We start from the raw sequence: 7,657 nt of genomic DNA, 5'->3' as shown, positions 1-7,657 counted from the left end.
TCGTTCCAAAGCAGGCAGCGCAACAGACCAATCTGTAGGGGGTCAATTTTGGACGCCGATCCCCCTGCTTAGGGGGTCAATATTGCAGGCCGAATGACAAACCGACCGGCTGCGTGCCGTACAGGCGCAATCGGAGGCTCGTGCCGCCGCCCAGCGCAAGACTGACATGCAACAACTCGCTGGCCGGTTCGAGGATGCGGTCGGAGAGATCATCGAGACGCTGTCGTCATCCTCGACCGAACTCGAGGCGGCCGCCAAGACTCTGAGCAGGACGGCCGAGAGCACCCAGCAGCGCTCCGGCATGGTCGTCGCGGCTTCAGAGGAAGCCTCGACCAACGTTCAATCGGTTGCTTCCGCGACCGAAGAGATGAGTTCATCAGTCACTGAAATCAGCCGCCAGGTGCAGGACGCAGCCAGGATTGCCGGCGCGGCAGTGGACCAGGCACAGAAAACCAACGATCGTGTCAACAAGCTGTCACAGGCGGCAACCCGCATTGGCGACGTGGTCGAACTGATCAATACGATCGCAGGACAGACTAACCTTTTGGCGCTGAACGCGACGATCGAAGCGGCGCGGGCCGGCGAGGCCGGACGCGGCTTCGCTGTCGTTGCTTCCGAAGTCAAGGCGCTCGCCGAACAGACCGCGAAGGCGACTGGGGAGATCAGTCATCAGATCACCGATATACAGGCGGCCACCCAGGATTCCGTCGTCGCGATCAAGGAAATCAGCGGCACGATCGGCCGGATCTCGGAAATTTCCTCCGCAATCGCATCCGCGGTCGAGGAACAGGGCGCGGCCACGCAAGAGATATCGCGCAACATCCAGCAGGCTGCGCAAGGTACCCATGAGGTCGCCTCCAATATCACGGAGGTGCAGCAGGGAGCCACGGAAACCGGTTCAGCCTCATGTCAGGTGCTCGCTTCGGCGCAAACGTTGTCAAACGACAGCGCGAGGTTAAAGACAGAGGTCGAGAAGTTCCTGACCACCGTACGCGCAGCTTGAGGTGCCTCTATGACAAGCACCTCAACATCAGCGAGTTACGCTGGCGTGGTCGCAGCCACAATCCGTGATGGGGCCTCCGAGTGGGCGGCTGCCAACATCGTCCCGCTGCCATTCAGTCGAGAGCGGTACCTGATTGTCCAGACCAGAACGGACTGCGAATTGCTGCGACGGAACGTCAATGTCGTTATCGAGTGCCTTAGAGCTCTCAATGGCCTGCTTGAAGGTGTGGATGACAGGTCGATACGTGAGGAATCTCAATCTCGGGTGGCGCGGCTGAACGAGCTGCTCGTGCTTCGGCTTGATCAGCTAACCGCCGCGGATCGCTTGCTGCAGGAGATGCTCCCTTACACCTGACCAGGACAGATTGTGCAGCACAATGGGCGCGTACGTTCGTCTTTCGACACCTCGATCTAGGTCTCGATAACATCGTGCCCCGTCGCGCGGAGCGCCGCAAGGAGACCGCTCGGCACCGCATACAGGAATAGGCGACGCGAACGAGATTACTTGATGCCAGGTAGCCCGCCGTCGCGAAGTCGCGCTTTACTGACCATGGCATCCTCGATCATGGATGCCAGCGCACCTTTATAGCTCGGGTTGGGCGCTAGAGACTGCCGCAGCAATGGCGCGCTCGACCTCTGAAGCCAACACGCTCAGGTGATCGGCAAGCCTCGCGAACAATTCTCTTTTTTGCAGGTCTATGACATCGCTGATCGATTTGCAGTCGGCGGCATCGTTGCGGAGCTTCTTCAACTGCTCATGCATCTCCCTCATCTTCTGTGTGCCCCGTCGGCCCCCTCTGTTTCATTCAGTCGAGTTGATGGAGACGATCCTCGTCGTTGAGGACGACCCTGACCTCAGGACTTACGTCGCAGACGTATTGCGGGATCTCAACTACCGCGTTTTATCGGCCGGTACGGCGCAAGCTGCGCTGACCATCCTTTTACAACAAGATGAGCAGGTGAATCTGCTCCTCACAGACGTCGTGATGCCCGGCATAAACGGCCGTGAATTGGGCCGATGAGCCCGACAGATAAGACCAGAGCTTAAAATACTTTACATGACGGGTTATTCTCGAAATGCGGTCGTCTACCAAGGGCGGCTCGATGAAGGCGTTGATCTTCTGGAAAAGCCGGTTACCCAAGCGAAGTTGGCTCTCAAAGTTCGCGAAATGCTGGATCGGTCTGGCTCCTCTGTCTTGACCTAAGCCACTCGGGAGGGCGCGTCTGTCACAACGCCGGGCACTTCAACCAATATCGGCGGTTTCGGCCAGCCCTTGAGGCCATAGAGCGGCACTGCGAGGAGGCCGCCACAGCTCGCGCAGACCAGTTCATCTAGCTCAAGCAACCGGGCATCTACGCCACACCATCGGGCCATGCCCGACCGCGACAAAGAGCCTGTAAGAAAGCCAAGCCGTCTTGGTTGGACCAGGCGCGGCGCATCATCGAAGAGTACGGCGCCGACCTGCGGAGGATCACCAGAAGCTGTGTCGTAAGCTGAACTAGGGCCTCAGGTTGGCGACTCCTTCCAGCCACGTGTACTTCCGCTGTTGGCCCGACTCGGACCTCCGGCGCTGTCCGCCTTCGGACCGCTGCTAAGGGCATAGCAGACATCAACGATGGCGTTCGCGCGCTAGGACAACATTGATTGCACCGATGAGGGTGAGAACGGCACTCCGCGTTCGTTCACATAGCCGAGCTTGGCAAGCTCCTTAGCAATAGCACGCAAAGAACGCTGGCCTCCGTTCGGCGATCGGCGTCTGAGCCGCGGAGCCTCCTTCACCAACTGGGGATTAACCTCAGCCCATGACTTGCGACCCTCGACCTTGCCGACGACCGTTTGCGCTGGCGAGCCGCCTGCAACTTTGCGACCAGCCTAGCCTGCTCATACTGGTGAAATGCGCCGGCAATCTGTCTCATCATCAATCCGGGGGCAATCGGCGGAACGGGGTCCTCCAACTCCGAAGTCGATGAATCTGAGCCAGATCTTAGACTGGAGTACAACGGCCGTACGTAAACCACGGCGGGAAGCTCCGGACAGCCGGCGACGCTCGATAAGGCGTCTGGCATCGGCGCGGCAATTTCCATTTCCTTCGATTCATTTCCTAACCAACTGATTTACGAGTTCGTATTCATCTGAACGCAAATCGGCTGGAAACTGTGAATTGTCTCTCACGAGCACCCGGGGTCTAAGCTTATCGTAGGTAGGCAGCGGAAGAACGCTGCGAGGGAATTACAGGGATGAAGATGTGAATTTTGCAAGCAGAAGGGGAGGCCGCGATGGCACCGAAGACAACGATGTTAGCGGGTTGGATGGTCGTCAATAACCCTAACAGAACCAAAAACGAGGATCTTAATCTGACTGTGGGCGGAACTATTCAGTTGAATACAGAAGCGCTTCGGCTGCTTGGCGAGCAGCTCCTGACCATAAAGGTCGATGTGCTAGATGCTGACTGGTTTTCGGACGACAAGTTGAAGACCGATGAGAGCTTCCAGCTCGCAATTCACGACACTAATCCGCATTGTTTTAATACAGGGGTTCTCGTAAACGCCCAGACACTGAACGATTGCGAATGGTGGGGGGACGATACTGCGGAAGTGTATTGTGTTGTCTCCGCACATCGGGGGACCCTCAAATCGAACGGAGTCAAAACCAAAGAGCGGGACGTACCGATCTTCTGAGCTGCGGGGTTGGCGCTCCTCCGCGGGATGTCCTCCGGCGCGATGACGGGAGCAGGGGGCTGCCGTACTTCGTTAGCGTTCGAATAAGCGTTCTTGCGGTCCCTGATTCAGATGGACGGCGAGAAGCCGAATTACGACCTGATCGCGGTCTGGAAGGGACCGCCGGCATCGAGTACGGAAAGATCGTCAAGCTCCTGATCCTGACGCTCTGCCGGCGAGGAATCAGAGCCTGGAGGGCAGATGTGGAGGCCCGCTGATTAGGTTAGGGACCCGATCCAGAGGAGATCGCGGAACGGGGCTCCTCCATAGCACGCTATCCAGGACGTTGAAGTGGCTGAAGTTTCCGACAATCGCCCGGATGCCCGTGTGATTAGCTACGGTGACGAGCTACAAATGCGGTAACCTGAGGCCACGTTGACACGAACAGAGGGTCAGCTGCATTGCAACCGTAAAGAGCATCAGAAAAAGGTCCGAATATCAGAACTCAGCGCCACCTGGCACCGAACACTTGGGGTAGGATGTTCTTCAGCTGATCCACAGGCATCCACGGATGTCGTAGGTGCAGGGTGTGGAAGAAGCTCTCCATCAGGACGTCGCCGCAGCAAATTGCCTTGCGGCTCATCGATGCGGTGATGCCGGCACCGGTGAGAGCATTGCGCTAGGCGTGGGAGGCATATTGGGCGCGATCGGAGTGGTGGATCAATCCGGCCTGCGGCCGTCGCTGCTGGATGGCCATCGCCAGTGCCGCGGATGCGAGTTCGACCTGCATGTGATCTCGCATGGCCCATCCGGCCAAAGCCGCAGCAGGCAAGCCGGGACCAGTCTTGCGGGCGTCGCGGCAACGCGGGGTCTGAAGTGTAGGCAGGAGCGGGGTGCGGGAATGAGCCTCGAAAGGTGGATGTTCGCGGAGGCCGAGTATGTTCCCTAGTCCCAAAATATCAACTCAGAGGATATCGACTCCTCTACACTCTGAAATGCAAGTAGCGAGAGCTGCATAGATTTCAGCTGAGTGTCTGAACCTCGGCATGAATTACTACGGCCACTTGCTACAAGTTGGTGGGCGTCCCCAATCGTGGCTCGGAGCTGAGCCTTCACTAAATAGTTCTAAGCCCCGCGTCGATGATCGATGTTGTCAACCCGGCGTTTTGCTCACGCCGCTCAACGTAGTGCATTTGCGCTTTGTTGCCGTCGGAATAGAGGAGTTTGCTTTTGTGGCCCCTTCGAGCCGTCTGGAACAAGCGCGCGTGTGCGGGTTTGTCGCTTTCCGTAACCCCGTGCGTGCCGGAGCGTCCGACGGCCAACCGCAGCCATTAGCTGGGGCCATCCTTTTTGTATCCGCTACGACAGCTGCGGCATTCCGGTAATCGTCCAGTTGCGACGTCAGTCCTCTTGTCCGAGGGCGCCGGGAGGTGGGACACGCGCGCTTGGGAGGTGCGAACGGGTCTCGCAGTCCGTTTGCAGCCGCACCGGCCTGGAAACGTCACGCAGCCTAACACGCAGCTCCTCGCAAAGGTTCTCCGACCGGCAAGCCCCTAGCTTCCGGCGATCGTGCGTGACTTCGCGGCAAACCTAGCAGCATGGCGAAGTGTGGCCGTCATTGCACCGGAACGTCTAAAGACTAGAAGCCGTTTTCCACGGGAGAGGTCATTGCCATTGGCCGCGAGCGAAGGCGGGACGCCTATCGCATCATTAGGAAACGATGAACAGGAATTAGCTCGCGCGATGCAGCAAACGACAGGGTCTCTTAAGGTCCAACACACCCAGCAAGCGAGCGCCGGCCGGGCAGCTAGTCCCACTGGTGTACCGTTCCGGGGAGAGGAACCTGAGAAGAATCTAGAAGTTTAGGAGTCGAAGGCTCAGAGTACGGGCCGAGATGCGTTCCGGGGTATCCACGCATGAGTGAGCGTCGCCGCATAAAGCACACAACCTCGTTTAAGCAGCGCCTCATTGAGGAGGCTGCCAGGTTTCGGGAAGCCGCCGAACAGTTGCCGCCCGGTACTCAGCGAGAGCTTTTGATGAGGCGCGTCAGGCAGGCTGAGGCTGCCGTGCAGATCAATAACCGGTTGGCGGCACCGGGCGCAGCGCCGCCTGCTGCACTCGAGCAGCTGGTGGCGATAAGGGGTGACATCTCATGAAGTTGCTGACCGAATATCTTGAGCGCGCGGTCCAGCTTGAAAATCTTGCGGCCAGCGAATCGGATTCCGCGTTCAAATCGCAGTTGCTTCAACAAGCCGGCTCATATCGCAAGCTCGCCGCCAGGCGGGCAAGGGAATACGGGCTTCCGCCGCCCAGTCCGCCGGAACCGCCTACCAAGTCAGCTGATCATTCAATGTTTCCAGACGAGCCCGCTGTAATTCGGGCCGGGTAGACCGACACGTGACGGCGGACCCGAGGGCCAAGGATGACTGGCCTCAAGTTGTTAGGACTCCAACGAGCGGCCGCACGATAGTAGACTGCCGCTCCATCCCGTCCCAGATGGCGGCGATCTGACTTGGGGCCGTTGATTTCCCGGAGGGGCATTCGAGGGCCGGGGGCGCTCCCGCTAAAACCGCACAAGCCTCCGTTGACGCCGCCGGGTCTTCAGTTCCATAGTTCCAAAATCTTGCGGTTTGCCTGAGAGAGCTAAATGACGCTGTCGGGCCGCCTGAAATCAAACCTGGAAGTGGTGCTGGAGGAGACGTGCTGGGAGCTTCCGAATGGCGGTGATCATGAGAGCCGCAAGATTATCGCCGAGCAGCTCTTCAAGCCGCCGAAGCTGGACACGGCACATTGAACGAACTACGGGCTGTTGCGCTGCGTGCATTCGCAAGTGCAGCAGAAATCACGCGGCAATGAGGCGGGTGGTTCGTGGCTTCGGTGTTGCTGGTAGAGGATGAAGCACTCATGCAGATGATGATATCCGACATGCTCGCAGAGCTGGGTCACACGGTTGCGGCCGAAGCCGGTGATCTAGCCTCCGCCCTAGAGCATGCCAACAACACCAATTTTGATTTCGCTGTGCTGGACGTCTTGCTTGGCCGCATCAGTAGTGAGCCGGTGGCAAAGGTCCTCGCACAACGCAACATCCCGTTCGCTTTCGCGAGCGGTTACGGCCCGGCGGAGTGCCTGCCGGATTTCAGGAGCGCCCGCTTCTCAAAGCCTTTTCAAATAGATCAGCTCGAACTCTGTATAGCCAAGCTGTTGGATGGCGCCTGAAGGCGGAACGGGGAAGTTGCAAAGGCGTTACGAAAATACCTTTACACGCAGGTCTTCGTGATGCCGCGCTACTATTTCAACGTTACTCACGACCACACGGAAATTGATCGGGTGGGCGAGGAGTTGCCGGATAAGCAGGCCGCTTGGAAGGAAGCGACTGTGATGGCCGGTCAGACATTGCAGGGCATTGACGGAAAGCTGCTGCCCGGACGGGAATGGCGGATGGAAGTTACAGACGAGTTCCGAAACACTCTTTTCATCCTGCACATCAACGCTGAAAAACCAGAGTGATCGACAGCTGCCAACAAGAAGAAGTTCACCGTTTTCATGGGTCGCCTCGAAGCTTTGCGGGGCCACAAGGCTTGATTTCCCACAACCGATTGAGAAGGGTGTACGCTTGCGGTCTCAACAATGCTTCAGAGGCTTAGGGGGCGACAGAAGCGTGCGCAATTTCTCGTTCAATTGGTCGGCCGAGAAGGGCTTACCGATCGCGGGCGCATTCCTGAACTCCTCCTCCAGGGGAGGTCCGCCATAGCCCGTGCTAAAGAGGAAGGGAATCCTTCGGCCGCGCAAGATGCGAGCTACCGGGAAAACAAACTCTCCAGCCAGGTTCACGTCGAGCAGCGCCAAATCGAAGGATGCCGTGGTCGCAAGTTCGCAAGCCTTTTTCACCTGGGCGGCCGAGGCGACTACCTTCAATCCCAATTCCTCGAGCATGTCTTCGATCATGAGGGCCACCAACCCTTCGTCTTCGACGAGGAGAACCCGGACACCGGACATT

At 58.3% G+C, this 7,657-nt stretch carries 9 protein-coding genes and 1 pseudogene; 7 read left to right on the top strand and 3 right to left on the bottom strand.

Annotation, left to right across the window (positions count from 1 at the left end; translation table 11 throughout):
* Positions 1-97: 97 nt before the first annotated feature.
* Positions 98-1,003 (top strand): annotated as a pseudogene (locus tag IVA98_RS08060) (methyl-accepting chemotaxis protein); the annotation flags it as partial.
* A gap of 582 nt (positions 1,004-1,585) precedes the next feature.
* Here IVA98_RS08060 and IVA98_RS08055 read toward each other — a convergent pair.
* Positions 1,586-1,765, bottom strand: a complete 180-nt coding sequence (locus IVA98_RS08055) for a hypothetical protein (protein ID WP_247298647.1) — start codon at positions 1,763-1,765, stop codon at positions 1,586-1,588.
* Positions 1,766-1,820: 55 nt separating this feature from the next.
* On the opposite strand from IVA98_RS08055, the gene IVA98_RS08050 reads away from it, so the two are divergent.
* A complete protein-coding gene (locus tag IVA98_RS08050) occupies positions 1,821-2,024 on the top strand; it encodes a response regulator (RefSeq protein WP_247298649.1) in 204 nt (67 codons plus the stop codon).
* 1,255 nt (positions 2,025-3,279) lie between these two features.
* Positions 3,280-3,681 (top strand): hypothetical protein, encoded by a 402-nt coding sequence (locus tag IVA98_RS08045; RefSeq protein ID WP_247298651.1) that lies wholly within the window; start codon positions 3,280-3,282, stop codon positions 3,679-3,681.
* 658 nt (positions 3,682-4,339) lie between these two features.
* On the opposite strand, the gene IVA98_RS36940 is transcribed toward IVA98_RS08045, so the two are convergent.
* Positions 4,340-4,462 (bottom strand): hypothetical protein, encoded by a 123-nt coding sequence (locus IVA98_RS36940; RefSeq protein WP_256464575.1) that lies wholly within the window; start codon positions 4,460-4,462, stop codon positions 4,340-4,342.
* Positions 4,463-5,812: 1,350 nt separating this feature from the next.
* Between IVA98_RS36940 and IVA98_RS08035 the strand changes: the two genes are divergently transcribed.
* From IVA98_RS08035 to IVA98_RS08020, 4 genes are all read left to right on the top strand, one after another.
* Positions 5,813-6,049 (top strand): hypothetical protein, encoded by a 237-nt coding sequence (locus IVA98_RS08035; protein WP_247298657.1) that lies wholly within the window; start codon positions 5,813-5,815, stop codon positions 6,047-6,049.
* A 258-nt stretch (positions 6,050-6,307) separates the two neighbouring features.
* Positions 6,308-6,454, top strand: coding sequence for a hypothetical protein (locus IVA98_RS08030; RefSeq protein ID WP_247298660.1), 147 nt, complete (start codon positions 6,308-6,310; stop codon positions 6,452-6,454).
* Positions 6,455-6,528: 74 nt separating this feature from the next.
* A complete protein-coding gene (locus tag IVA98_RS08025) occupies positions 6,529-6,876 on the top strand; it encodes a response regulator (protein ID WP_247354610.1) in 348 nt (115 codons plus the stop codon).
* 60 nt (positions 6,877-6,936) lie between these two features.
* Positions 6,937-7,167, top strand: a complete 231-nt coding sequence (locus IVA98_RS08020) for a DUF6894 family protein (protein ID WP_247298661.1) — start codon at positions 6,937-6,939, stop codon at positions 7,165-7,167.
* A gap of 114 nt (positions 7,168-7,281) precedes the next feature.
* Here the strand turns inward: IVA98_RS08020 and IVA98_RS08015 are convergent, their stop codons facing one another.
* On the bottom strand, positions 7,282-7,656 hold the full coding sequence (locus tag IVA98_RS08015; RefSeq protein WP_346657691.1) for a response regulator: 375 nt from the start codon (positions 7,654-7,656) through the stop codon (positions 7,282-7,284).
* Position 7,657 lies beyond the last annotated feature (1 nt).

This window comes from Bradyrhizobium sp. 160 (assembly GCF_023073735.1).
Classification (GTDB): domain Bacteria; phylum Pseudomonadota; class Alphaproteobacteria; order Rhizobiales; family Xanthobacteraceae; genus Bradyrhizobium.
This window is presented reverse-complemented; position numbering and strand designations above follow the sequence as displayed.